The following is a 23188-nucleotide window of genomic DNA, read 5'->3' on the forward strand; positions in this document are numbered from 1 at the left end:
CAGACGCGGGCGCGGCGCCCCGGGCAGGATGCCACGGCCACCATCGCCCGAGACGTCGCCCTAGACTCTGTGCATGGCCCACGTGACTCTCCCGCGCGAGATCCTGCCCACCGATGGACGCTTCGGCTGCGGCCCGTCCAAGATCCGCACCGAGCAGATGATCGCCCTCGCCGGTCCCGGCGCGGCGCTGCTCGGCACCTCGCACCGCCAGGCCCCGGTGAAGAGCCTCGTCGGCCAGGTGCGCATGGGTCTGTCCGACCTGCTGCGCCTGCCCTCCGGCTACGAGATCATCGTCGGCAACGGCGGGTCGACCGCGTTCTGGGATGCCGCATCGTTCGGCCTCATCGAGAACCGCGCGCAGAACCTCGTCTTCGGCGAGTTCGGCGGCAAGTTCGCCGCCGCCGCCGCCGCGCCGTGGCTGCAGGCGCCCGACGTGCGCAAGGCCGACCCGGGCTCGCGCACGACCCCGAGCCCCGTCGAGGGCGTCGACGTGTACGCCTGGCCGCACAACGAGACCTCGACCGGCGTCTCGGCGCCCGTCGAGCGGGTGCGCGGCGACGAGGGCGCGCTCACCGTGATCGACGCGACGAGTGCCGCCGGCGGCATCAACCTGCGCATCTCCGAGTCCGACGTCTACTACTTCGCCCCGCAGAAGAACCTCGGCTCCGACGGCGGCCTGTGGTTCGCGGCGGTCTCCCCCGCCGCGATCGAGCGGATCGAGCGGATCGCCGCATCGGGCCGCTACATCCCCGAGTTCCTGAGCCTCAAGAACGCGCTCGACAACTCGCGGCTCAACCAGACCCTCAACACCCCCGCGGTGGCGACCCTGTTCCTCCTCGACAAGCAGCTCGAGTGGATCAACGGCAACGGCGGCCTCGGCTGGGCCTCCGCCCGCACCGCCGAGTCGTCGTCGGTGCTCTACGACTGGGCCGAGAGCGTGCCGTACGCGACGCCGTTCGTGGCCGACCCCGCCGACCGCTCGCCCGTCGTCGTCACGATCGACTTCGACGAGACGGTGGATGCCGCGGCCGTGGCATCCAGCCTCCGCGCCAACGACATCGTCGACACCGAGCCGTACCGCAAGCTCGGTCGCAACCAGCTGCGGATCGCGACCTTCGTCTCGATCGAGCCCGACGACGTGCGCCAGCTCGTCAAGTGCATCGAGTACACGATCGACGGTCAGCGCGGCTGATCCGCGCTGACGCCTGCTGACGGCCGCCGCCGACCGGTGACCGTCGGGGTCAGTCCTGCAGCACCGAAGTCTGCGGGCGCAGCACGGCGGCGGCGATCGCCTCGATCGCGAACTGCGACGTGCGGCCGAGATCGACCTGCGTGGGGTCGAGCAGCCACTGCACCTGCAGGCCGTCCATGACCGCGAGGATCGCGGCGGATGCCTCGGCGACCTGCTGCGGGTCATCCTCGACCCGCGCGTGCGCGAGACGGAGGCCTGACATGACCATTCCCGCACAGACACCCGCGACGGTGGACGCCGCCGGGATCGGCACCCCGGAGACGGCGACCATGGTCACCGCCGAGCCGCAAGCCCCGAAGAAGCGCACCTTCTTCAGCCAGCTGCGCGCCTCACTGGCGATGTTCGCAAACCCCAAATCGGCGGCCGGACTGATCATCCTCGGGATCTTCGTGCTCGTGGCCATCTTCGCCCCGCTGATCGCCCCTTACGACCCGACGGCGCAGCACCTCGACCACACGCTGGAGCCGCCCTCGTGGCAGTTCCCGCTCGGCGCGACGCACATCGGCGAAGACGTCTTCAGTCAGATCATCTACGGGACGCGGGGCGTGCTCGTCGTGGGTTTCCTCGCCACGATGATGGCCACCGTCATGGCGATCCTCGTCGGCGTGACCGCCGGCTACCTGCGCGGATGGAAGAGCGAATCGCTCTCGGCACTGTCGAACGTCTTCCTCGTGCTGCCGGCGCTGCCGCTCATGATCATCATCGCGTCGCAGTTCCAGGACCCGCCGCTCGTGCTCATCGCCGCGGTGCTGGGGCTCACCGGCTGGGCGTGGGGCGCGCGCGTGCTGCGCGCGCAGACGATGTCGCTGCGCCCGCGCTCGAGGCATCCTCGCTCTCCCCCGCCGACACCGTGCGGGCGCGCGTCACGCTGCGCAACACCGGCGAGCGTCCCGCGCACGAGGTCGTACAGGCCTACGTCCGCGACGCGGTGACCTCGGCCAGCTGGGCCGACAAGGAGCTCAAGGCGTACCGCCACGTCGACCTCGCGCCCGGCGCGGAGGAGACCGTGGAGCTCGAGGTGCCGGTCGCCGACTGCACGATCGTGGATGCCACGGGCGCGCGCATCGTCGAACCGGGCGCCTTCGAGCTGTTGATCGGCTCGTCGTCGCGTGACGAGGACCTGCGGTCCGTGAGTTTCACGGTCGCGGCTGCCTGACCCGGACAGGCCGATCCGGCCGGGCGCCGGCGCGGTGGGTGCCGTTCAGCGCTCGGTCGGATCACTTTCGTCGGCGTCGTCGATCTCGTCGTCGTCTTCTTCTGCAGCCGCGTCGCCCGCGTCTGCTTCGTCGTCCTCGTCCGCGTTTTCGTCGTCTTCGTCGTCTTCCGCGTCTTCGTCGAGCTCGTCGATGTCGACGCCGTCGACGTCGCCCGCGTGCAGGATCGGCGAGCCGTCCTCATCGAAGTCGGCGGCGTCGAGGTCGTCGATGTCGTCGTCGAGATCGTCGTCGTCGAGATCGTCCTCGTCGGCATCCTCGTCGCCCTCGTCCGACGCCTCGGCGTCCCCCTGCTCGGCGGCGAGGGCGGCCTGCGCCGCCTGATACTCGGCGAGCCGCTCGGCCCACGGCACCCACTCGGGAGCGAGAAGGGCCCCTTCGCCGGGCAGCAGTTCGGCCTCGAGCACGCTCGGCTCGGCGCCGTCGACCACGGCGACGCTCACCGTCCAGAACCAGTTCGGGTAGCCCGGCATGGTGTTCGCGAAGCGGAGCGACACGACGCCGCCCTCTTCGAGGGTGTAACCCGCGGGTGCCCCGACCGTCGCTGCCGGGGTGATCTCGTAGAGCGCGGCGAGCGCGAGGTCGTGCGCGTCGATGAGTCGCGCGTCGGCGACCGCGTCGACCGTCTCGACGGCGTCGTCAGCGGCCTGCTCGTCGTTCTCAGGCGTCGAGGTCATCGGCTACCTTGCGCAGGATCGCGGCGACCTTCGCGCCCTGACCCGCGTTCGGGTAGTGGCCGCGGCGCAGGTCCCCGCCGACCTTGTCGAGCAGCTTGACGACGTCTTCGACGATGATCGCCATGTCATCGGGCTTCGGGCGGTTGCGCTTGGCGAGGCTCACCGGGGCATCCAGCACCCGCACCGCGAGCGCCTGCAGCCCCCGCTTGCCGTCGGCGACACCGAATTCGAGCCGCGTGCCGGTCTTCACGACCGTTCCCGCAGGAAGGACCGAGGCGTGCAGGAAGACATCCTGGCCGTCATCGGTGGTGATGAAGCCGAAGCCTTTCTCGTCGTCGTAGAACCTGACCTTGCCGGTGGGCATCTGAACCTCGCTGATCGTGCGCGCCACGTGTCGTCGACGACGTGCGCGCGCGGGTGATGAGGGGGCGGTCGCCCCGCCCTCCAGCCTAGTTCACGACCGTACGGCGGCCGGGCGTGAACCACTAGGCTGGTGCCGATGTCGCCTTCCACGCCCCGCAGCCCGGCTGCCTCCGATGACCTTCCCGTCCGTCGGATCGACCGTGTGCTGGCATTCATGTCTCTCGGCCTGCTGCTGCTGTCGGTTGTCTGCTTCGTCGCGATCATGATCGGATCGGCCTCGGGCATGGACCACGACGACTTCGGGTCGGGGCTGTGGCCGGCGGTCGGCACGACCGTGTACATCGCACCGATCGTCGCGTTCGTGCTGCTGCTGACCGTGCTGATCATGACCTTCGTGCGAAAGGCGCGGGCCGGCAAGCGCCGCTGACCGTGGCCGCCTCCGACGCCCGCACGCTCGCTCGTCAGCTCTCCGCCCGCAGCGACGAGTCGCTCGCGGCGCTGTTCGATGCGCGGCGCGTTTCCCCCACCTCCCCCTGGAGCGACGCGTTCGACGCCGCGGAGCAGCTGCTCGACCCCGCGTCCCTGGCGCGAGCGATCACCGACCTCTCCGCCCGTGAGGCGCACGCGCTCCGCGCCGCCCTCGACGACGCGGTCCCGGCCGGCCCCGACCGCGACGCGCTGGTGGCCCGCGCCCTGATCTCGGACGACGGCACAGCGTGGGATGCCACGGCCGCCGCCCTCCTCGCCGCGACGGTCGTCTCTGCTCCGGCCGCGGGGTCGGCCGGGGCGGCACGGGACGACCCGGCCCCGGACGACGCGGCGCCCGCCGACGCGGGCTCGGCCGAGCCGGGCTCGGCTGACGCGGCCTCGGCTGGCGCCGCACCGGCCACGCCCGGGGCGCCGGAGACCGATGCCGCCGCCGCGGAGCGGGCGTTCACCGCCGTCGCCTCGCTCGCCGACGTGCTGCAGGCCGCGCTCACCAGCCCGCTCGCACGGATCGGCGCGGGCACCCTCGGCGCCGCCGACCGTCGCCGCCTCATCGAGTCGGGCGCCGTCGCCGATGCCGACGCCGCCGACGAGCTCGTCGCGATCGCCGAGCAGGCGGGGCTCCTCGCCGCCGACGGCCGCACCCTGCTCGTCACCGCGCCGGGTCTCACGTGGCTGCACTCGAGCACGATCGAGCGCTGGCGCACCGTCGCGGCCGCCCTGATCGACGCGCTCCCCCGCGCCCTGCGCTCCGGCGAAGATGGCGAAGCCGGCGACCGTGCCGACCGCGGCTGGATCGACGTGGATGCCTGGCCGGGCGCCTACCCGTACGACCCGGCATGGCGCGCGCGCGCCGACGCGATGCTGACGGCGCTCCGGCGCTGGGCCGTGCTCGATGACACCGGCGCCGCGCCCGCGTGGACGCGGCCCGCCGCCGCGGGCGGCGACATCGACGCCGACGCCCTCGCCGCGCTCCTTCCGCCCGAGGTCGATCGGGTCTACCTGCAGAACGACCTCACCGCGATCGCCCCTGGCTCCCTCGCTCCGCACCTCGACATGCGGCTGCGGTCGATGGCGCGCCGCGAGTCGCGCGCCCAGGCATCCTCGTATCGGTTCACCGCCGAATCGCTCGCCGACGCGCTGACGGCGGGCGAGACCGCGCAGACGCTGCGCGCGTTCCTCGAGGAGCTCTCGCTGACGGGCCTGCCCCAACCGCTCGCCTACGAGATCGAGCGCTCGGCGAGCCGCCACGGCGCGCTCCGCGTCGGCCCCGACGGCCTCGGCCACACCCGGGTCACGAGCGACGACGAGGCGCTGCTGCGCACCGTCGCCGTCGACCAGGCGCTGCGCCCGCTCGGCCTGGTGCCGAGCGGCGAGGCATCCGGCGGCGACGCCCTCCTCACCCGGTCGAGCCCCGACACCGCGTTCTGGATGATCGCCGACGCCCGCTACCCCGTCGTCGCCGTCGACGAGAACGGGGACCGCCGCGCGCTCGACCGGCACCGGCTCGCCGGTGCCGCGCAGCCCGCCCCCGAGCCGGTGGCCGTGTACGCCGGCCTGCTCGCGCGGCTGCGTTCCGCCGAGAGCGGCGACGCCGATGCGGCTTGGCTCGGCCGGGAGCTCGAACAGGCCGTCCGCGCCCGCGAGACGATCGTCGTCGCGGTGCGCCTGCCCGACGGCACCGAACGCGAGTTCACGATCGAGGCGACCGGGCTCGGCGGCGGACGCCTGCGCGGCCTCGACCGCAACGTCGACGTCGAGCGCACGCTCCCCGTCTCGAGCATCACCCGCGTGAGTCCGGCCTGACCGGGCGCCGGTAGACTGGTCCGCTATGGCTGACGGACCCCTGATCGTGCAGAGCGACCGCACGGTGCTGCTCGAAGTGGCTCACCCCGACGCCGAGAGCGCGCGTCACGAACTCGCGATCTTCGCCGAACTCGAGCGCGCCCCTGAGCACATCCACACCTACCGGATCACCCGGCTGGGCCTCTGGAACGCCCGCGCGGCGGGACATTCCGCCGACGACATGCTCACGACGCTCGATCGCTGGTCGCGCTTCCCCGTGCCGGCATCCGTCTCGATCGACATCCGCGAGACGGTGAACCGCTACGGCCGCCTCGTCATCGAGCGCGACGAGGAGGGCACGCTCATCCTCCGCGCGACCGACACCGCGGTGCTCGCCGAGGTCGCGAAGAACAAGCGCATCCAGCCGCTTCTCACGGGGCATCCCTCCCCCGGCGTCTTCACGGTGGATGCCTGGGCGCGCGGCCACATCAAGCAGGAGCTGCTCAAGGTCGGCTGGCCCGCCGAAGACCACGCCGGCTACACCCCCGGCACGCCGCACGAGATCGAGCTCGCCGAGGACGGCTGGACGCTGCGGCCCTATCAGCGGAAGGCCGTCGACATTTTCAGCGAGGGTGGGTCGGGCGTCGTGGTGCTCCCCTGCGGCGCGGGCAAGACGCTCGTCGGCGCGGCGGCGATGGCCGACACGAAGACGACGACGCTGATCCTCGTGACCAACACCGTGAGCGCGCGGCAGTGGCGCGACGAGCTGCTCAAGCGCACCTCGCTCACGCCCGAGGAGATCGGCGAATACTCCGGGCAGGTCAAGGAGGTCAAGCCGGTCACGATCGCGACGTACCAGATCCTCACCGCGAAGCGGAAGGGCGAGTACGCGCACCTGGCGCTGCTCGATGCCCTCGACTGGGGCCTCATCGTCTACGACGAGGTGCATCTGCTGCCCGCGCCGGTGTTCAAGCTGACCGCCGACCTGCAGGCGCGGCGGCGCCTCGGGCTCACCGCGACGCTCGTGCGCGAAGACGGCCGCGAAGGCGACGTGTTCAGCCTGATCGGGCCGAAGCGCTTCGACGCGCCGTGGAAGGAGATCGAGGCGCAGGGCTTCATCTCCCCGGCCGTCTGCTACGAGGTGCGGGTCGACCTGCCGGCGGGCGACCGCATGGAGTACGCCGCCGCCGCGGACGACGAGCGCTACCGGCTCGCCGCCACGGCGCACGCGAAGATCGGCGTCGTGAAGGATCTCGTGGCTCGGCACGCGGGCGAGCAGATCCTCGTGATCGGGCAGTACCTCGATCAGATCGACATCCTGTCCGACGCGCTCGGCGCGCCGCAGATCACCGGCGCGACGCCGGTCGACGAGCGCGAGGAGCTGTACGGCGCGTTCCGCGAGGGACGCATCCCGGTGCTCGTCGTCTCGAAGGTCGCGAACTTCTCGATCGACCTCCCCGAGGCATCCGTCGCCATCCAGGTGTCGGGATCGTTCGGATCGCGGCAGGAGGAGGCGCAGCGACTCGGTCGGCTGCTCCGCCCCAAGCAGAGCGGCCACACGGCGAGCTTCTACACCCTCATCGCCCGCGACACGGTCGACCAGGACTTCGCCCAGAACCGCCAGCGCTTCCTCGCCGAGCAGGGCTACAGCTACACCATCCTCGACGCCGACGGCCTCGCCGCCGCCTAGCTGTACTGACCCAGATCGTTGTTGACGTAGGAGAGACCTCCGGGGTCGAGTTGGAGCTGTCTAAGTTCTTCAGCTCAAACGCACGGAGGTCTCTCTTGTCTCACGCTAATGCCCGGCTGACTCCGGCCGGCCGGTTGATCATGGTTCAGCGCATCCAGTCGGGGCGTGCGGTCGCGCATGTTGCCGCGGAAATGGGGATCTCCCGCACGACCGCGTGGCGGTGGTGGCGCAGGTTCCGGGAGTGCGGCCCGGCGGGCCTGATCGATCGTTCCAGCGTCGCCCGCTCCCACCCTCGCCAGACCAAAGCGTGCGTGGAGGCGAGGGTGCGGATCATGCGGCACCTCACTCGGCGTGGGCCGGTGTTCATCGCTGACAAGCTCGGCTTGCAGGCCTCAACGGTCGGTAGGGTGTTGCGCCGCCACCACGTGCCGTTGCTGCGGGAGCTGGACCCGGTCACGGGGTCCGTGATCCGCGCGACCCGCCGATCCGCGCAGCGTTACGAGCATGATCATCCCGGGTCCCTGATCCACGTTGATGTGAAGAAACTCGGCCGTATCCCCGACGGCGGCGGATGGCGTCTGCATGGCCGCGGGCAACGTCCTGCGCGCAAGCGGGGCCTGGGTTACGACTACGTGCACACCGTCATCGACGACCATTCCCGAGTTGCTTACGCGGAGATCCACGACGACGAGAAAGGCACCACCGCGGCGGGCGTCCTCGACCGCGCGATCGCGTTCTACGCGCGCCTCGGCGTCACAGTCGAACGCGTCATCAGCGACAACGCGTTCGCTTACCGCCACTCGGCCGCGTTCAAGGCCGTGGTCGACGCGCACGGCATCCGACAGCGGTTCATCAAACCGCACTGCCCCTGGACCAACGGGAAAGTCGAACGCCTCAACCGCACCCTCGCCACCGAGTGGGCCTACGCCCGCCCCTGGAGCTCGAACGACGACCGAAAAGCAGGGTTGACGACCTGGCTCGACTACTACAACCTAGACAGGCACCACCTCGGCATCGGAGGCCGCACCCCCATCGACCGAATCAACAACGGTCGAGGTCAGTACACCTAGCTGCCCCGCCGGGGTCTCTGTCACCATCCGTCGGACCGGTGGTGCTGGTGTCACCTCGTGGTGCACCCCAGTGCACACCCGCACCACGTCTCCGACTCCTGGCGCCCCACCCGCCGCGGCGATGGCCGAGCGGTGGCGCGGCGCCGGCCGGGCGGCGACCGGCGTCCCTGCGGCCCGGCGGCGGACCTCAGGCCACGGCGACCAGCGGCAGCCCGGAACCTCCGTCACCACCCGTCGGACCGGTGGTGCTGGTGTCACCTCGTGGTGCGCCCCAGGCCACACCCGCACCACGTCTCCGACGGCTGGTGAGCTACACCAGAGGGGCGGCGACGGGCGGCGTGAGCACGAGGGTGCGCGGGAGCGCGCGGCCGCGCGCGGCGCGCCGGTGCAGCACCCACTCGACGAGGGCGACGTACCCGCCGATGAGCAGGAATGACCAGAGGAAGCTCACCCACCCGGTCGACGACTCGGTCGGGTCCGACCCCGCGCCGAGCGAGAGCAGGAAGCCGGTCAGGTTGTTGACGACGTGCAGGGCGATCGCCGACTCCAGCCCGCCGGTGCGCCACGTGAGCCACCCCGCGGCCACGGCGAACAATCCCACGCTGAGCTGACCGAGCAGGTCGTAGAGATGCCCCATCACGAACAGCGGCACGGGCAGCAGGATCGCGAACGCGGGGTGGCGCAGCCACCGCCCGATCGCCTGCATGAGGTACCCGCGGAAGACGTACTCCTCCGCCGCCGACTGCAGCGGCACGAGCAGCAGGATGATGATCAGCGACACCCACCAGAGCGGGTTCGCACCACCGTCGCCCGCGTCACCTGACGCCCCCGGCACGAGGAACGAGACTCCGGTCAGCACCGCCGACACCACGATCGCGATACCGGTGCACAGCAGCATCCAGCGCCACCGCAAGCGGCCGGCCGCCGAGGAGATGAGCCCGACGCGCTTGCCGTTCACGATGAGCGAGGCGAGCCAGTACGCCGGCAGCATCAGCACGATCGTGGCGAGCAGGAACACCAGCATGACCGGGTCACCGAGGTCGAAGGAGGGGTTCTCGGTCAGCACCAGCATGCGGTCGAGGAAGGTCGGGTCACCCATCGCCGCGATGATCATGAAGACGAGCACGACGACGAGCATCACGAGGTAGAAGACGATGCCGAGCGCGCCGACCGCGAGCGGCGTCCACCACCCATTGCGGCGCCGCGCGAAGATGAGCCGGTGGAACGCGAGCCCGCCCTCGATGGCATCGCGCGGCAGCTTCGGCGGCGCCGGCGGCGCCGGCGGCGCGGCGGGCGCGGGGTACGGGACGGGCGTCGGCGCGGCGGCGGGGGGAATCTTCACCCTCTCATGATGGGCCACCGGAGCGGATATCCAGCATCCCCATGGCATCCGGTGCCAGGATGGGGCTATGACTGCACCACGCATCCTCGTTGTCGACGACGAGCCGAACATCCGTGACCTGCTGGTGACGAGCCTGCGCTTCGCCGGCTACCAGGTGCGCGCCGTCAGCAACGGCGCGCAGACGATCTCCGCCGTGCTCGAAGAAGAGCCCGACCTCATCATCCTCGATGTGATGCTCCCGGACATGAACGGGTTCAGCGTCACCAAGCGCCTCCGCGGGGCCGGCTACACCGCCCCGATCCTCTTCCTGACCGCCAAGGACGAGACCGAGGACAAGATCGAGGGCCTCAACGCCGGCGGCGACGACTACGTGACGAAGCCGTTCTCGCTCGACGAGATCGTCGCGCGCCTGCAGGCGATCCTGCGCCGCACGATGCAGGCCGACGAGGAGTCGACCATCAAGGCGGGTGAGCTGACGATGGATCAGGACACGCACGACGTGATGGTCGGCGACGTGTCGATCGATCTCTCCCCCACCGAGTTCAAGCTGCTGCGCTACCTCATGCTCAACCCCAACCGCGTGCTCAGCAAGGCGCAGATCCTCGACCACGTCTGGGAGTACGACTTCAACGGCGACGCCGGCATCGTCGAGAGCTACATCTCCTACCTCCGCCGCAAGATCGACCCGTATTCGTCCGAGCCCCTCATCCAGACCAAGCGCGGCTTCGGCTACATGCTGAAGGCCGGCAAGACGGCCTGAACGGCCTCATGGCATCCGTCCACGCCGCCCACGCCCGCCGTGGTGACCGCGTCACCTCGTGGTGGCGGGGCACCAGCCTGCGCGCGAAGGTCACCGGCGTCACCGTCGCGGTGCTCGCGGTGGGGCTGCTCGCGGCGGGGCTCGGCACCGGGGTGTTCCTGCGGAACGCGCAGATCGCCGCGCTCGACCAGTACCTGCTGCAGCTCGCCCCCACCGACGTCGCCTCGACCCTGATGAGCGTCGAAGTCATCGACGGGGTGCCGCATTTCGCGGAGGCGGGAACGACGGCCACGCAGTACTTCGTCGCGGTCTACGGCCCCGACGGCAAGTTCATCGCGAGCGCGGGCGGTTCGGGCCCCGCCCCCGCCTTCCCCGAGACGTTCACGCTCGAGCAGACGCTGTCGAACCTCAGCCAGATCCTCGAGCTCGAGGCCGACGACGGGTCGGGCCGCTTCCATGCGAGCGCCGACTTCCTGCCGCCGATCGACGGGGTGATGGACAACTACACGCAGATGGTCGCGCTCCCCCTCTCGGGCGTCAACCAGACCGTCGCCAACTACATCGGCATCTACACGATCCTCGCGCTCCTGACGATCCTCGCCGGCGCCCTCGCGACGCGCTGGCTCGTCACGCTGGCGTTCCGCAGCCTCGGCCAGGTCGAGGACACCGCCATGTCGATCGCCGCCGGCGACCTCAGCCAGCGCATGGGCGACATCTCCCCCGGCACCGAGGTGGGGCGCCTGAAGACCGCGATCAACGCGATGCTCGACCGCATCGACCAGGCCCTCGGCCAGCGCGACGCCACCGTGCAGCAAATGCGCCGGTTCATCGGCGACGCGAGCCACGAGCTGCGCACCCCGCTCGTCACCGTCCGCGGCTATGCGGAGCTCTACCGCATGGGCGCCATCTCGGGCGACGAGCAGACGGCGCAGTCGATGGAGCGGATCGAGAAGGAGGCGATCCGGATGGGCGGCCTCGTCGAAGACCTCCTCGCCCTCGCCCGCCTCGACGAGCGGCGCGACATCGTCGTGACGGCCGTCGACCTGCGCCCGATCGCGCGCGACGCCGCGCTCGACGCGCGGGCCACCTCCCCCGAGCGCGCGGTGACGGTCGTGGATGCCACGCCGCCGGCCCCCGCCGCCGCGCCGACCGAGCCGGCACCGACCACGACGGCGACCACCGGGGCCGTGCGCCGCGGCAGTATCGCAGACGCCACCCGGTCGCTGCTGCGTCGGCGGCCGAAGCCCTCCGTCGACGACATGCGCGAGGTGCCCGAGCAGTCCGTGCGCACGGCGCCCCCGCGCGACCCGATCGTGCTCGGCGATGAGAACCGCATCCGCCAGGTCGTCGCCAACCTGCTCGGCAACGCCCGCCGCTACACGCCCGCCGGCACCCCGATCGAGCTCGCCACCGGCGTCGACGACGAGGCCGGGATGGGCTGGATCGCCGTCGTCGACCACGGCGAGGGAGTGCCCGAGCAGCTACGCGAGAAGATCTTCCAGCGGTTCTGGCGCGCCGACACGTCGCGCACGCGCGAGACCGGGGGCTCGGGCCTCGGACTGTCGATCGTGGCATCCGTGGTCGAAGCGCTGCACGGATCGATCGAGGTGACCGACACCCCCGGCGGCGGCGCCACCTTCCGCGTCGCCTTCCCGCTGGTGCAGGGCCGGGCCGCGGTCGAGCACCTGCTCATCCAGACGCAGCCGCTGCGGCGCCTCCCCGCCGCAGACACCGACGCCGCGGGCGACATCGCCCCCGACACCGCGACGGGCGCCGACGCGGGCGCCGACGCGACCGACCCCGACCGGGGCTGACGCCGCCTCCTCCCCAGACGGCCGATCGGGCGCTCTGTCCACCGATCCGCGGTTTCCGCTCTTGCGCGCACGGTGCGGCGCCTAGCGTTGCGGGCATCCGATCCGAAGGGAACCCGCTCATGACCGCCTTCTCCGTCGATTCCGACGCCGTCCTCTCCGCCACGAGCGCCATCCGCGCCACCGCCGACCGCCTGCAGGGCGAGACGGCGGCGATGCTCGGGCAGCTGACCCAGCTGCAGGGCGCGTGGACGGGCTCCGCCGCCGCCGCATTCCAGTCGGTCATCGACCGCTGGCGGGTCACGCAGCGGGAGCTCGAGGCGTCGCTCGGCGACATCGGCGTCGCCCTCGCCCACGCCGGCAACCAATACGCCCAGACGGAGGTCGCCGCGGCGGGCCTGTTCCGCTGACGCCGGCCCCGCTCCCGTCCCCAAGCCGCCGAACCGCCCCGCATCCCGGCCCGCCCGCACCCCACCGGGCACGCGAAAGGGCCCCTCCGAAGAGGGGCCCTTCCGTCAGAGATGCCGCGTCAGACTCAGAAGTCCATGCCGCCGGTGGGGTCACCGGCCGGCAGCGGAGCCTTCTCGGGCTTGTCCGCGACGACCGCCTCGGTCGTGAGGAACAGGCCCGCGATCGACGCGGCGTTCTGCAGCGCCGAACGGGTGACCTTCGCCGGGTCGATGATGCCCGCGGCGAACATGTCGACGTACTCACCGGTCGCGGCGTTCAGGCCGTGGCCGGCGGGGAGGTCGGCCACCTTGTTCGCGACGACGCCCGGCTCGAGACCGGCGTTGAGGGCGATCTGCTTGAGCGGCGCCTCGATGGCGACCTTGACGATGTTCGCGCCGGTCGCCTCGTCGCCCGAGAGCTCGAGCGTGCCGAAGACCTTCTGGCCCGACTGGATGAGCGCGACGCCACCACCGGGGACGATGCCCTCCTCGACGGCCGCCTTCGCGTTGCGGACGGCGTCCTCGATGCGGTGCTTGCGCTCCTTCAGCTCGACCTCGGTGGCCGCGCCCGCCTTGATGACGGCGACGCCGCCGGCGAGCTTGGCGAGGCGCTCCTGCAGCTTCTCACGGTCGTAGTCGCTGTCGGTGTTCTCGATCTCGCGCTTGATCTGGGCCACGCGACCCGCGATCTGCGCGGGGTCGCCGGCACCCTCGACGATCGTGGTCTCGTCCTTGGTGACGATGACCTTGCGCGCCTTGCCGAGCAGGTCGGTCGTGGCGTTCTCGAGCTTGAGGCCGACCTCATCGGTGATGACCTGGCCGCCGGTGAGGATCGCGATGTCCTGCAGCTGCGCCTTGCGACGGTCGCCGAAGCCGGGGGCCTTGACGGCGACCGACTTGAAGATGCCGCGGATCTTGTTCAGCACCAGGGTCGCGAGGGCTTCGCCTTCGACGTCCTCGGCGATGATGACGAGCTCCTTGCCCTCCTGGATCACCTTGTCGACGATCGGCAGAAGGTCCTTGATGTTCGAGATCTTCTGGTTCGCGATGAGGATGTACGGGTCTTCGAAGACCGCTTCCTGACGCTCCGGGTCGGTGACGAAGTAAGGGTTGATGTAGCCCTTGTCGAAGCGCATGCCCTCGGTGAGCTCGAGCTCGGTGCCGAAGGTGTTGGACTCCTCGACGGTGACCACGCCCTCCTTGCCGACCTTGTCGATCGCCTCGGCGATCAGCTCGCCGATCTCGGGGTCTGCGGCGGAGATGGATGCCGTGGCGGCGATCTCCTCCTTCGTCTCGACCTCCTTGGCCGAGGCGAGCAGCTCGTCGGAGATGGCCTTGACGGCCTTCTCGATGCCCTTCTTCAGCGAGATGGGGTCGGAGCCGGCGGCGACGTTGCGCAGGCCCTCGCGCACGAGCGCCTGAGCCAGCACCGTCGCGGTGGTGGTGCCGTCACCGGCGACGTCGTCGGTCTTCTTGGCGACCTCCTTGACGAGCTCGGCGCCGATCTTCTCGAACGGCTCGTCGAGCTCGATCTCCTTGGCGATCGAGACGCCGTCGTTCGTGATCGTGGGGGCGCCCCACTTCTTCTCGAGCACGACGTTGCGGCCACGGGGGCCGAGGGTCACCTTGACGGCGTCGGCCAGGATGTTCAGGCCGCGCTCGAGGCCGCGGCGGGCCTCCTCGTCGAAAGCGATGATCTTTGCCATAAGTGTGTCGTCCCTCCCGGACGTGAGGATGAGTCTTTAGCACTCACAATGATGGAGTGCTAACTCATTCTGGCACTCGGGCATGACCAGTGCAAGCCGGTCGGAGGGATGACCGGGCCGCCGCGGAGCGACCGAAGCGGCGGGTTCAGGCGACGACGCGCACCGATTCGGCCTGGGGGCCCTTCTGCCCGGCGCCGACGGTGAACTCGACGGCCTGACCCTCTTCGAGCACCCGGAAACCGGACATGTCGATGTTGGAGTAGTGCACGAAGACATCCTGACCGTCGTCGACGGTGATGAAGCCGAACCCCTTTTCGGCGTTGAACCACTTGACGGTGCCGTGTGCCATGTCGAACTCCTGATGTTGCGGTGGGACTTCGCCAGACTAACCAGCGCGGATGCCTCTGAAGCGCCGCCCCGGCAACTGTTGACACACGCGCACCGAAGAGTTCACACGCGCGAAACACATCCTCGGGCGGACCCGCCCGTCGCGGGTTCCCGGCCAGCTCGCCGCCCGGCGTTCAGGGGGTTGCGGCGGGCTGGCCTGCGTCGGTGCGGTCGAGGCCCAGGACGATGACGAGCTGCTTCGCGGCGCTCTCGTCGACGTCGGCGGTGTCGGGGTCGTCGGCCGGCTGATAGGCGTCGCTGAGCTGCACGACGGCGCCGCCGATCGCCTGCGCGAGACCGCGCGCGGCGCCCTCGTCCTGAGGGAAGGCGTAGTAGATCGTCGTCTCGGGGAAGTCGTCGGTGGTGGCGTCGCTGTCGATGACGGAGTCGGCCGGCCACCCCGCCGCGATCACCGTGTCGCGCGTCGCGGCGGCGAGGCCGCTCTGCGGCGTCGCGTTGAGCACGAGCACCGAGAAGGAGGTGTCGATCACCGGTTCGGCGGTCGGGACGACGCTCACCGTCGGCTCGGGCGAAGGCGCGAGCGAGATGCGGCCGGTCGCGAGCATCGTGCCGAACACGCCGAGCGCCACGAGCACGACGGTCGCGATCACCGACCAGAGCAGCACGAGACCGCCACGGATGCGGGGGTTCTCGGCGCGGTGGGCTCCGACGCGGCCACGGTCGGCGGGAAGGTCGTCGAAGCGGTCCTTCGTCGGCGAGGTCTTGGGCACCAGAGAATGCTACCGGGCCGTGCCTGTGCGAACGGCTCCGCCCGCGCTGCCGAGGCCCGGCGCCGTCGCCGCGTGCGGCACGGCCGACCGGCGCGCGCGCTCGCGGGCGCGCTCGTCGCGCAGGCGCCGCAGGCGGTGGACGAGCAGGGCGTCGTGCGCCGCGGCATCCTGTTCGTCGATGACCCGCTCGAGCAGCTGGTAGTAGCGCGCCGGCGACAACGCGAGCTCGCGGCGGATCGCCTCCTCCTTCGCCGCGCCGTGCCCGTTCCAGCGCGCCTCGAAGTCGAGCAGGCTGCGATCGCGGTCGGAGAGGGGCACGATTCGAGGCTACGCGCGTGTGCGCCGGATGCCGGGATCGCCACTCGTACGGATCCGCATCGCCGAGGCATCCGTTCACCGCATCGAACGGAACACAACACCGTGCCTTCCGGTTGAATAGAGCAGACGAAGGGACGTGTCATGGCATACGAGGTGGACAAGACCGACGAGCAGTGGAGGGCAGAGCTCAGCCCGGAGCAGTACGCGGTGCTGCGGCAGGCCGGCACCGAGCGCGCCTGGACGGGCGAACTGCTCGACGAGAGCCGCGCCGGGCTCTACACGTGCGCGGCGTGCGGGGCGGAGCTGTTCAAGTCGGGCACCAAGTTCGACTCGCACTGCGGCTGGCCGAGCTTCTACGAGTCGGTGCGGCCCGAGGCGGTCGAGCTGATCGAAGACCGCAGTCACGGCATGGTGCGCACCGAGGTGCGCTGCGCGAACTGCGGTTCGCACCTGGGCCACGTCTTCCCCGACGGGTTCGGCACACCCACCGGCGACCGCTATTGCATGAACTCGCTGTCGCTCTCGTTCACCCCCGAAGGATGAGCGACCAGTCCCCGCGGCCCGCGCTCGAGGCGGTGCGGGCCCGACGGTCGTGGTCGAAGGTGACGGATGCCTCCCCCACGCGCGCCGAGCTGGTCACCCTGCTCTCCGCCGCGGGTCGCGTCGCCGACCACTCGTCGCTCCGGCCGTGGCGGGTGATCGAGCTGCGCGGCGACGACCGGCTCGTGCTGGGCGCGGCGATCGGCGAGGCATCCGGTGACCGCAAGCCCTCGACGAAACCGCTGCGCGCGCCGCTCCTCCTCGCGATCGTGGCGAGTTACAAGAAGAGCGACAAGGTGCCGCGCTGGGAGCAGGAGGCGGTCGCCTCAGGGGTCGCGCACGCGCTGAGCCTGCTGCTCGACGAGGCCGGGTGGGGGGTCATCTGGCGCACCGGCGGATACACCCGCACAGCGGCGGTGGCGGCCGCGCACGGACTCGGACCTGACGAGGATCTGCTCGGGTGGCTGTACGTCGGCGGCAAGCCCGACGGCGCGAAGCCGGGCCACCGGAAGGCCGTCGATGCGCGCGCGCATCTGACACGGATGCCCGGCGTCACGACGCTGCCCGACGAGCTCGTCGCCTCGCGCGCGGCCGATCAGGCGCACGCGGCGGCGCAGAAGGCGGCCGACGCGCAGCGCCGCGCGGACAAGAAGCAGGCGAAGAAGGCCGCGAAGGCGCAGCAGCCGGTCGACTGGGCACAGAAGGCGGCGAAGGCCGAGAAGAAGGCACGTCACGCCGACGCCAAGGCGCGGAAGGCCGCCCGTCACGCCGAGAAGCGCGCCGTGAAGGCGGAGCGCGCACGGGTGCGGGCCGCGGCGGCGGAGCCCGACGCGGTCGACGGCTGAGGTTCAGCGCGCAGCGGGCTCAGCGCGCCGGGCGCCCGCGGCGGGCGCCCGGCGCCGCGGCGATGACGACGCCTGCGCCGGCGATGACGACCATGAGCAGTTCCGTCGTCCACCCGGGTGCGGCGGCGGCGGGCCAGACCGCGTCGAGCGCAAAGGCAGTCACGAGCTGCCCGGCGACGGTTCCGAGGCCGAGCAGCAGCACGCCGGTGTGCACGACGAGGGCCGCCGACATGAAGATGTAGGTCACCCCGATGACACCGCCGAGATACAGCCACGGCTCGACGGGGAACGCGGCCGGCGCGCCGACGAGGGCCACGTGCACGGCGGCGGCGATGACGAGCATCGTCGTGCCGCCGATGAAGTTGACGAGGGTCGCCGTGAGGGGCGTGCCGACGCGCTGGCGCAGCCGTCCGTTGGTGGCCTGCTGCCACGCGATGCCGACGCCGGCGATGACCGGCATGACCAGCATCCACCACGGCACCTGTTCGAGCACGCCGCCCTGCAGGGAGACGCCGACGGCGATGAGGGCGAGCAACCCGCCGATCAGGCGCGGCACCGTGATCGCCACGACGCCGGCGGGTCCGTAGCCGGCGCGGTCGAGGACGAGCCCCGAGATCGTCTGTCCGGCGACGACGCCGACGGTGAACAGCGACACCCCGATGACCGCGACGGCGAGACCCTGCGTGGCCACGGTGAACGCCCCGGCGACGCCGCCGGCGAGCATCCACCACGGGATCGTGCGGTCTCGTATGCCGGCGCGGAGGCGGCCGAACCCGCGGCGGCCCGCGGGGAGGATCGCGGACAGGACGATGAGGAGGACGAGCCCCGAGCCGAACGAGATCGCGGCGGCGACGAAACCGTCACCCAGCCGCAGCCCGAGCTGGCCGTTGATGCGCGCTTGGAGGGCCGTCAGGACGCCGACGATGACCGCACCGGTCAGCGCCACCCCGGCCGGGAGGCGTGCAGGGGCGGGAGAGGTCACGAAGACCCACCCTAACCCCGCGGCGGCTCAGCGCTCCGTGCGGCCGCGATCAGTCGTACCCGAGGATGCAGATCGCTTCGGTGATGGTCTCGGGTTCGGTCGAAGGGTGCGGCTCGTCCACGACACCGAGGCTACGCGGCGACCGGCGCCCTCGCCGCGCGCATCGCCGGAGATAACAGGGAGTCGGTGCCGGCTACAGGACTTGAACCTGCAACCCCCTGTTTACAAGACAGGTGCGCTACCAATTGCGCCAAGCCGGCGAGGCCCCCTCAGTCTACGGTGCGGCGCATGGTGCGCCGCCGCGCCGAGTTACGGCGTGGCCGAAGGAGTCGGGGTCGGGGTAGGCGTCGCGTTCTTCGCGCTCTTGCCGCTGGCGCTCGTGAGCACGAACTGCGAGAACTCCGCGGGGTCGGTCATCTCGCCCTGGTAGGCCTCGCCGTTGACGATGACCATGGCGTTGCCGGTCAGCGACAGGCCGTCGGTGCCGTCGATGCCGGCGACGGCGCGCTCGGTGGCGGCCTTCGCCCACGAGGCATACATCTCGGTCTCGATGCACTCCCGCAGCTTCTTCGGCTCGTCGCCGGTGCCGTTGGCGGAGGCGATGTCGGCGAGGTCCTTGTCGGAGAACCCGTCGGAGTCGACCGCCGGCTGACGCTTGAGCAGGTCGCTGTTGAACTGGAAGAACGATGCCGGGGCATACGTCGCGACGCACGCCGCCGCGCTCGCCGCGCGCAGCGAGTACTTCGTGCCGTTCGACTTCGCGGTGAGCATCGTCACCGGGTGGTAGGTGAGCGTCGCGGCGCCCTCGGCGACCCACGACGACAGCTGCGGCTCGTTGGCCAGCTGCCACTCGCGCGCCGACGGCGACAGGTAGTCGACGTAGACGTGGATCTGCACCGGTGCGGCCGTGGATGCCGTGACGGTCGGCGACGGCGTCGGCTCCCCCTCCGTCGGGGTCGGCGTCGCGGCGGCGCCCGGTGATCCGACGCTGCCGGTACTCGAGATGGACGTGACGACGAAGCCGTCCTGATCGGCACGGTCAGGTGAGAGCTGCGGCTTGCTCGCCGCCCCGCCCACGGTCACGCCGACGACCACGGCGACGGCGGCGACGACGACGACCGCGGCGGATATCCAGGCGGCCCGGCGCACGAGCCGAGCCCGCGACTGACGCACGTGCACCTGCTGCGCCTTCTCGCGCACCGCCTCACGGCGACCCACAGGGGCGGGCGTCGAGCCCGTCGACGTGACCTCGCTCGACGCGGAGTCGCCCGTGGACGGCGCATTCGTGGAGTCGTCGCTGGACATGGAACCTCTCGGAAAGACTGTGCGGGTGCGCGGCGGCCTCTGGTCGGAGCGCGCATCGCCCCGGGGACGGCGACCCTCCCGATGCTAGAACCCCACCCTGGGAAATGCCCAGATGCACGCCCGTGAGCCGCCGCGTGCGATACTGGGAGGTGCACCCAATGTCGGGTGTGCGGGCCAGCCCCCGCTCATTCCATCACTACGGATCGTCCGGCACGTACCTGCCGGTGAAGGAGAAGAAAACCATGGCATCCGTCACGTTCGACAACGCCACCCGTCTCTACCCGGGCGGCACGCGCCCCGCGGTCGACAAGCTGAACCTCGAGGTCGCCGACGGCGAGTTCCTGGTCCTCGTCGGCCCGTCCGGCTGCGGAAAGTCCACGTCACTGCGCATGCTCGCCGGCCTCGAAGAGGTCAACTCGGGCCGCATCCTCATCGGCGACCGCGACGTCACCGACATCCCCCCGAAAGACCGCGACATCGCGATGGTCTTCCAGAACTACGCGCTCTACCCGCACATGACGGTCGCCGAGAACATGGGCTTCGCCCTGAAGATCGCCGGCGTCGGCAAGGAAGAGCGCGCGCAGCGCGTGCTCGAGGCGGCCAAGCTCCTCGACCTCGAGGAGTACCTGACGCGCAAGCCCAAGGCCCTCTCGGGTGGTCAGCGTCAGCGCGTCGCGATGGGTCGCGCCATCGTCCGCCAGCCGCAGGTGTTCCTCATGGACGAGCCGCTGTCGAACCTCGACGCGAAGCTGCGCGTGCAGACCCGCACCCAGATCGCCTCGCTGCAGCGCCGCCTCGGCGTCACCACGGTCTACGTCACGCACGACCAGACCGAGGCCCTCACGATGGGTGACCGCATCGCGGTGCTCAAGGACGGCATCCTGCAGCAGGTCGGCACCCCGCGCGACCTTTACGAGAAGCCGAACAACGTGTTCGTCGCCGGCTTCATCGGCTCGCCCGCGATGAACCTGTTCCCGGTCGACCTGGCCTCGGCCGGCGGCATCCAGTTCGGCAGCGCCGTCGTCGACGCCGACATCGACAAGCCCACCAACGCCACGCAGGTCATCGCCGGTGTGCGTCCGGAGGACATCGTCGTGAACCCGGCCGACGGCCAGGGCCTCTCGGTGACGGTCGACCTCGTCGAGGAGCTCGGCGCCGACGGCTACCTGTACGGCCACACCGAGATCAACGGCAAGCGCACCGACATCGTCGCGCGCGTCGACGGCCGCAGCCACCCCAACGCGGGTGAGACCGTCGTGCTGGCCCCGGTGCCGCACCACGTGCACGCGTTCGACATCGAGTCGGGCGAGCGCCTCACCAAGAAGGCGATCGCCTCCGCCTGATCGACGGACTGATCGAACCCTGACGCGGCGCGGGTGACTCGCAAGGGCACCCGCGCCGCGCCGCATCCTGACGAAAGCCGAGCACCCGTGGTCGACTCCCTCAGCATCACCGCCAGCAGCATCGACGCGGGGCTCCTGGCCCTCCCCTGGTCGACCCCGCTCGACGAGTGGCGCAGCGACCACATCGTCTCGCTGCCCAAGGGCCTCTCCCGCCACCTCGTGCGCTTCGCCAACCTCTCGGGCCGGGTCGTCGCGGTCAAGGAGACCACCGGCGAGATGGCGCGCCGCGAATACGAGATGCTGGGCATGCTCGCCCGCCTCGACGTGCCGTGCGTCAGCCGGGTCGCCGTCATCGACGGGCGCCGCACCCCCAAGGGCGAACCGCTGCCCGCGGCGCTCGTGACCGCGCACCTGAAGTTCTCGCTCCCCTACCGCGCACTGTTCACGCAGACCCTCCGCCCGCACACCGCGGGCCGTCTCGTCGACGCGCTCGCGGCGCTCCTCGTGCGCCTGCACACGGTCGGCTTCTTCTGGGGCGACGTGTCGCTGTCGAACACGCTCTTCCGCCGCGACGCGGGCGCCTTCGCCGCGTACCTCGTCGACGCCGAGACCGGCGAGCTGCACGAGGCGGGCCTCACGCGCGGTCAGCGCGAGCACGACCTCGACATCGCGCGCACCAACATCGCCGGCGAGATCATGGACCTCGAAGCCGGTGGCCGGCTCGAGGGCGGTGTGGATGCCGTGGCCATCGCCGACGGCATCGTGTCGTCGTACCACTCGCTCTGGGCCGCGCTCACCGACCAGGAGACGTTCCCCGCCGGCGAGGCCTGGCACATCACCGAACGCGTGCAGCGCCTCAACGACCTCGGCTTCGACATCGACGAGATGTCGATCGAGCAGACCGCCGACGGCACCCGGGTCTCCATCCAGCCGAAGGTGGTGGATGCCGGGCACCATCAGCGGCGTCTGCTGCGCCTGACGGGACTCGATGTCGAGGAGAACCAGGCCCGGCGCCTGCTCAACGACATGGACGAGTTCCGCGCCCGCGTCTCACGTCTCGGCTCCGACGAGGAGATGGTCGCCCACGAGTGGCTCACCCGCGTGTTCGAGCCCGTGATCAAGGCGATCCCGTGGGATCTGCGCAGCAAGCTCGAGCCCGCCGAGGTGTTCCACCAGGTGCTCGAGCACCGCTGGTACATGTCGCAGGCGCGCGGTCAGTCGGTGCCCATCGCCGAGGTGCTCTCGTCGTACATCGACACGGTGCTGCGCCACCGCCGCGACGAGGCGACCGTGATGGGCCCGCCCACCGAGACCATGTCGATCCCGGTCGTCACCGCACCGATCGGCACGCTCGACGACGACGCCGAAGACGTCGACTGGCGCGACCTCGTCTGAGGCGCGAGGGGCCGAAGCCCCTCGCGGACGCTCAGTATCCGACCGTGAAGCGGCCGCGGGAGTGCTTCGGGTTCTCGATCTCGTCGACGACGGCGATCGCGAAGTCCTCACCCGAGATGAACGAGTCCCCGTTCTCGTCGACGACGAGCACGTCGCCGCCGTCGCGGTAGGTGCCGTGACGCTCACCGGGGTTGAAGCCGCCGAAACCGCCGGCCGGGTGGATGAAGAACCAGTCGCGGTCGGACTGCTCCGCCTGGAGGTCGTCGAGCACGCCGATCATCTCGAGGGCCTCGGCCTTGAACTCCTCGGGGAAGCCGCTGTCGACCAGGCGCGGACCCCCCGGGGCGACGAGGCTGCCGCCGGCGCCGCCGACGACGCCGAGGCGCACGCTCTCCGGCAGCGTCGAGGCGAGCGCCTCGATGTTCGGGCGCACGAGGCCCTCCATGTCGCCGCGCGGGGCGACGGCGACCACCACGGCATCCACGCCCTGCAGTTCGGCGAGCAGGCTCGGCACGTCGAGCAGCGTTCCCTCGACGTAGGTCACGCCGGGCACGCGCTCGCCCGCGACCTTGCGCGCGACGGAGAGCACGGTGTGGCCGCGGCCAGCGGCCTCGGCGACGATGTGGCGGCCGGCGTAGCCGGTGCCACCGATGACAGCGATGTTCGACATGGACATCCTTTCGTGGGTTCTCCGGTGACAAGTCTGGTGCGCGCGGGGCTATTCCCGCGCAGGGATC

At 70.9% G+C, this 23188-nt stretch carries 23 protein-coding genes, 1 tRNA gene and 2 pseudogenes; 14 read left to right on the forward strand and 12 right to left on the reverse strand.

Annotated elements, in window-relative coordinates; translation table 11 throughout:
- Window positions 1-73 precede the first annotated feature (73 nt).
- A complete protein-coding gene (serC, locus tag FHX68_RS06145; RefSeq protein WP_141381067.1) occupies window positions 74-1192 on the forward strand; it encodes a phosphoserine transaminase in 1119 nt (372 codons plus the stop codon).
- 49 nt (window positions 1193-1241) lie between these two features.
- Here the strand turns inward: serC and FHX68_RS06150 are convergent, their stop codons facing one another.
- The gene (locus FHX68_RS06150) at window positions 1242-1454 is read right to left on the reverse strand and encodes a TetR family transcriptional regulator C-terminal domain-containing protein (protein WP_373288718.1); all 213 of its coding nucleotides are present in this window, start codon (window positions 1452-1454) and stop codon (window positions 1242-1244) included.
- A 136-nt stretch (window positions 1455-1590) separates the two neighbouring features.
- Between FHX68_RS06150 and FHX68_RS15805 the strand changes: the two genes are divergently transcribed.
- Window positions 1591-2184 (forward strand): ABC transporter permease, encoded by a 594-nt coding sequence (locus FHX68_RS15805; protein ID WP_229661597.1) that lies wholly within the window; start codon window positions 1591-1593, stop codon window positions 2182-2184.
- Window positions 2085-2408: pseudogene (locus FHX68_RS15810) on the forward strand (fibronectin type III-like domain-contianing protein); the annotation flags it as partial. The gene FHX68_RS15805 and the pseudogene FHX68_RS15810, both read left to right, overlap by 100 nt.
- Before the next feature lie 45 nt (window positions 2409-2453).
- Here FHX68_RS15810 and FHX68_RS06165 read toward each other — a convergent pair.
- Both FHX68_RS06165 and FHX68_RS06170 read right to left on the reverse strand, forming a co-directional pair.
- The gene (locus FHX68_RS06165; RefSeq protein WP_141381064.1) at window positions 2454-3143 is read right to left on the reverse strand and encodes a DUF3027 domain-containing protein; all 690 of its coding nucleotides are present in this window, start codon (window positions 3141-3143) and stop codon (window positions 2454-2456) included.
- Window positions 3127-3507 (reverse strand): cold-shock protein, encoded by a 381-nt coding sequence (locus tag FHX68_RS06170; protein WP_141381076.1) that lies wholly within the window; start codon window positions 3505-3507, stop codon window positions 3127-3129. Before FHX68_RS06170 ends, FHX68_RS06165 begins: the two co-directional genes overlap by 17 nt.
- A 135-nt stretch (window positions 3508-3642) precedes the next feature.
- Between FHX68_RS06170 and FHX68_RS06175 the strand changes: the two genes are divergently transcribed.
- From FHX68_RS06175 to FHX68_RS06190, 4 genes are all read left to right on the forward strand, one after another.
- Window positions 3643-3933: a multidrug ABC transporter ATPase gene (locus tag FHX68_RS06175; RefSeq protein ID WP_141381063.1), complete on the forward strand. Its 291-nt coding sequence runs from the start codon at window positions 3643-3645 to the stop codon at window positions 3931-3933.
- Between the two features lie 2 nt (window positions 3934-3935).
- On the forward strand, window positions 3936-5798 hold the full coding sequence (locus FHX68_RS06180; RefSeq protein WP_141381062.1) for a helicase-associated domain-containing protein: 1863 nt from the start codon (window positions 3936-3938) through the stop codon (window positions 5796-5798).
- A gap of 25 nt (window positions 5799-5823) precedes the next feature.
- Window positions 5824-7467 carry a DNA repair helicase XPB gene (locus FHX68_RS06185; RefSeq protein WP_141381061.1) on the forward strand — a complete coding sequence of 548 codons (1644 nt, stop codon included), beginning with the start codon at window positions 5824-5826 and terminating at the stop codon, window positions 7465-7467.
- 95 nt (window positions 7468-7562) lie between these two features.
- Window positions 7563-8537 (forward strand): IS481 family transposase, encoded by a 975-nt coding sequence (locus FHX68_RS06190; RefSeq protein ID WP_141920115.1) that lies wholly within the window; start codon window positions 7563-7565, stop codon window positions 8535-8537.
- A gap of 310 nt (window positions 8538-8847) precedes the next feature.
- On the opposite strand, the gene FHX68_RS06195 is transcribed toward FHX68_RS06190, so the two are convergent.
- Window positions 8848-9879 (reverse strand): CPBP family intramembrane glutamic endopeptidase, encoded by a 1032-nt coding sequence (locus FHX68_RS06195; RefSeq protein ID WP_229661542.1) that lies wholly within the window; start codon window positions 9877-9879, stop codon window positions 8848-8850.
- Window positions 9880-9946: 67 nt separating this feature from the next.
- Between FHX68_RS06195 and FHX68_RS06200 the strand changes: the two genes are divergently transcribed.
- From FHX68_RS06200 to FHX68_RS06210, 3 genes are all read left to right on the forward strand, one after another.
- Window positions 9947-10639, forward strand: a complete 693-nt coding sequence (locus FHX68_RS06200; RefSeq protein ID WP_141380466.1) for a response regulator transcription factor — start codon at window positions 9947-9949, stop codon at window positions 10637-10639.
- An 8-nt stretch (window positions 10640-10647) separates the two neighbouring features.
- Window positions 10648-12453: a sensor histidine kinase gene (locus FHX68_RS06205; RefSeq protein ID WP_141380467.1), complete on the forward strand. Its 1806-nt coding sequence runs from the start codon at window positions 10648-10650 to the stop codon at window positions 12451-12453.
- Between the two features lie 119 nt (window positions 12454-12572).
- The gene (locus tag FHX68_RS06210; RefSeq protein WP_141380468.1) at window positions 12573-12860 is read left to right on the forward strand and encodes a WXG100 family type VII secretion target; all 288 of its coding nucleotides are present in this window, start codon (window positions 12573-12575) and stop codon (window positions 12858-12860) included.
- A 125-nt stretch (window positions 12861-12985) separates the two neighbouring features.
- On the opposite strand, the gene groL is transcribed toward FHX68_RS06210, so the two are convergent.
- From groL to FHX68_RS06230, 4 genes are all read right to left on the reverse strand, one after another.
- Entirely contained in the window at window positions 12986-14605 is a 1620-nt protein-coding gene (gene groL, locus FHX68_RS06215) for a chaperonin GroEL (RefSeq protein ID WP_141380469.1), read from the reverse strand.
- A gap of 145 nt (window positions 14606-14750) precedes the next feature.
- Window positions 14751-14954 carry a cold-shock protein gene (locus tag FHX68_RS06220; RefSeq protein ID WP_141380470.1) on the reverse strand — a complete coding sequence of 68 codons (204 nt, stop codon included), beginning with the start codon at window positions 14952-14954 and terminating at the stop codon, window positions 14751-14753.
- Between the two features lie 172 nt (window positions 14955-15126).
- A complete protein-coding gene (locus tag FHX68_RS06225; RefSeq protein WP_141380471.1) occupies window positions 15127-15723 on the reverse strand; it encodes a LytR C-terminal domain-containing protein in 597 nt (198 codons plus the stop codon).
- A 9-nt stretch (window positions 15724-15732) separates the two neighbouring features.
- The gene (locus FHX68_RS06230) at window positions 15733-16041 is read right to left on the reverse strand and encodes a DUF3263 domain-containing protein (RefSeq protein ID WP_141380472.1); all 309 of its coding nucleotides are present in this window, start codon (window positions 16039-16041) and stop codon (window positions 15733-15735) included.
- 141 nt (window positions 16042-16182) lie between these two features.
- Here FHX68_RS06230 and msrB point away from each other — a divergent pair, with 141 nt between their 5' ends.
- Window positions 16183-16584, forward strand: a complete 402-nt coding sequence (gene msrB / locus FHX68_RS06235) for a peptide-methionine (R)-S-oxide reductase MsrB (RefSeq protein ID WP_141380473.1) — start codon at window positions 16183-16185, stop codon at window positions 16582-16584.
- Window positions 16581-17129 (forward strand): annotated as a pseudogene (locus FHX68_RS06240) (nitroreductase family protein); the annotation flags it as partial. The gene msrB and the pseudogene FHX68_RS06240, both read left to right, overlap by 4 nt.
- Before the next feature lie 316 nt (window positions 17130-17445).
- On the opposite strand, the gene FHX68_RS06245 reads toward FHX68_RS06240, so the two are convergent.
- From FHX68_RS06245 to FHX68_RS06255, 3 genes are all read right to left on the reverse strand, one after another.
- Entirely contained in the window at window positions 17446-18408 is a 963-nt protein-coding gene (locus FHX68_RS06245; protein ID WP_141380474.1) for a DMT family transporter, read from the reverse strand.
- Window positions 18409-18595: 187 nt separating this feature from the next.
- Window positions 18596-18668 (reverse strand) — tRNA-Thr (locus FHX68_RS06250).
- Window positions 18669-18717: 49 nt separating this feature from the next.
- Window positions 18718-19713, reverse strand: coding sequence for a thioredoxin domain-containing protein (locus FHX68_RS06255; RefSeq protein ID WP_141380475.1), 996 nt, complete (start codon window positions 19711-19713; stop codon window positions 18718-18720).
- A gap of 242 nt (window positions 19714-19955) precedes the next feature.
- On the opposite strand from FHX68_RS06255, the gene FHX68_RS06260 reads away from it, so the two are divergent.
- Together FHX68_RS06260 and FHX68_RS06265 are read left to right on the forward strand one after the other, a co-directional pair.
- Window positions 19956-21056, forward strand: coding sequence for an ABC transporter ATP-binding protein (locus tag FHX68_RS06260; protein ID WP_141380476.1), 1101 nt, complete (start codon window positions 19956-19958; stop codon window positions 21054-21056).
- 87 nt (window positions 21057-21143) lie between these two features.
- Window positions 21144-22451 (forward strand): DUF4032 domain-containing protein, encoded by a 1308-nt coding sequence (locus FHX68_RS06265; RefSeq protein WP_141380477.1) that lies wholly within the window; start codon window positions 21144-21146, stop codon window positions 22449-22451.
- Between the two features lie 31 nt (window positions 22452-22482).
- Here FHX68_RS06265 and FHX68_RS06270 read toward each other — a convergent pair whose 3' ends face one another.
- The gene (locus FHX68_RS06270; RefSeq protein ID WP_141380478.1) at window positions 22483-23121 is read right to left on the reverse strand and encodes an NAD(P)-dependent oxidoreductase; all 639 of its coding nucleotides are present in this window, start codon (window positions 23119-23121) and stop codon (window positions 22483-22485) included.
- Window positions 23122-23188 lie beyond the last annotated feature (67 nt).

This window comes from Microbacterium lacticum (assembly GCF_006716815.1).
GTDB lineage: Bacteria > Actinomycetota > Actinomycetes > Actinomycetales > Microbacteriaceae > Microbacterium > Microbacterium lacticum.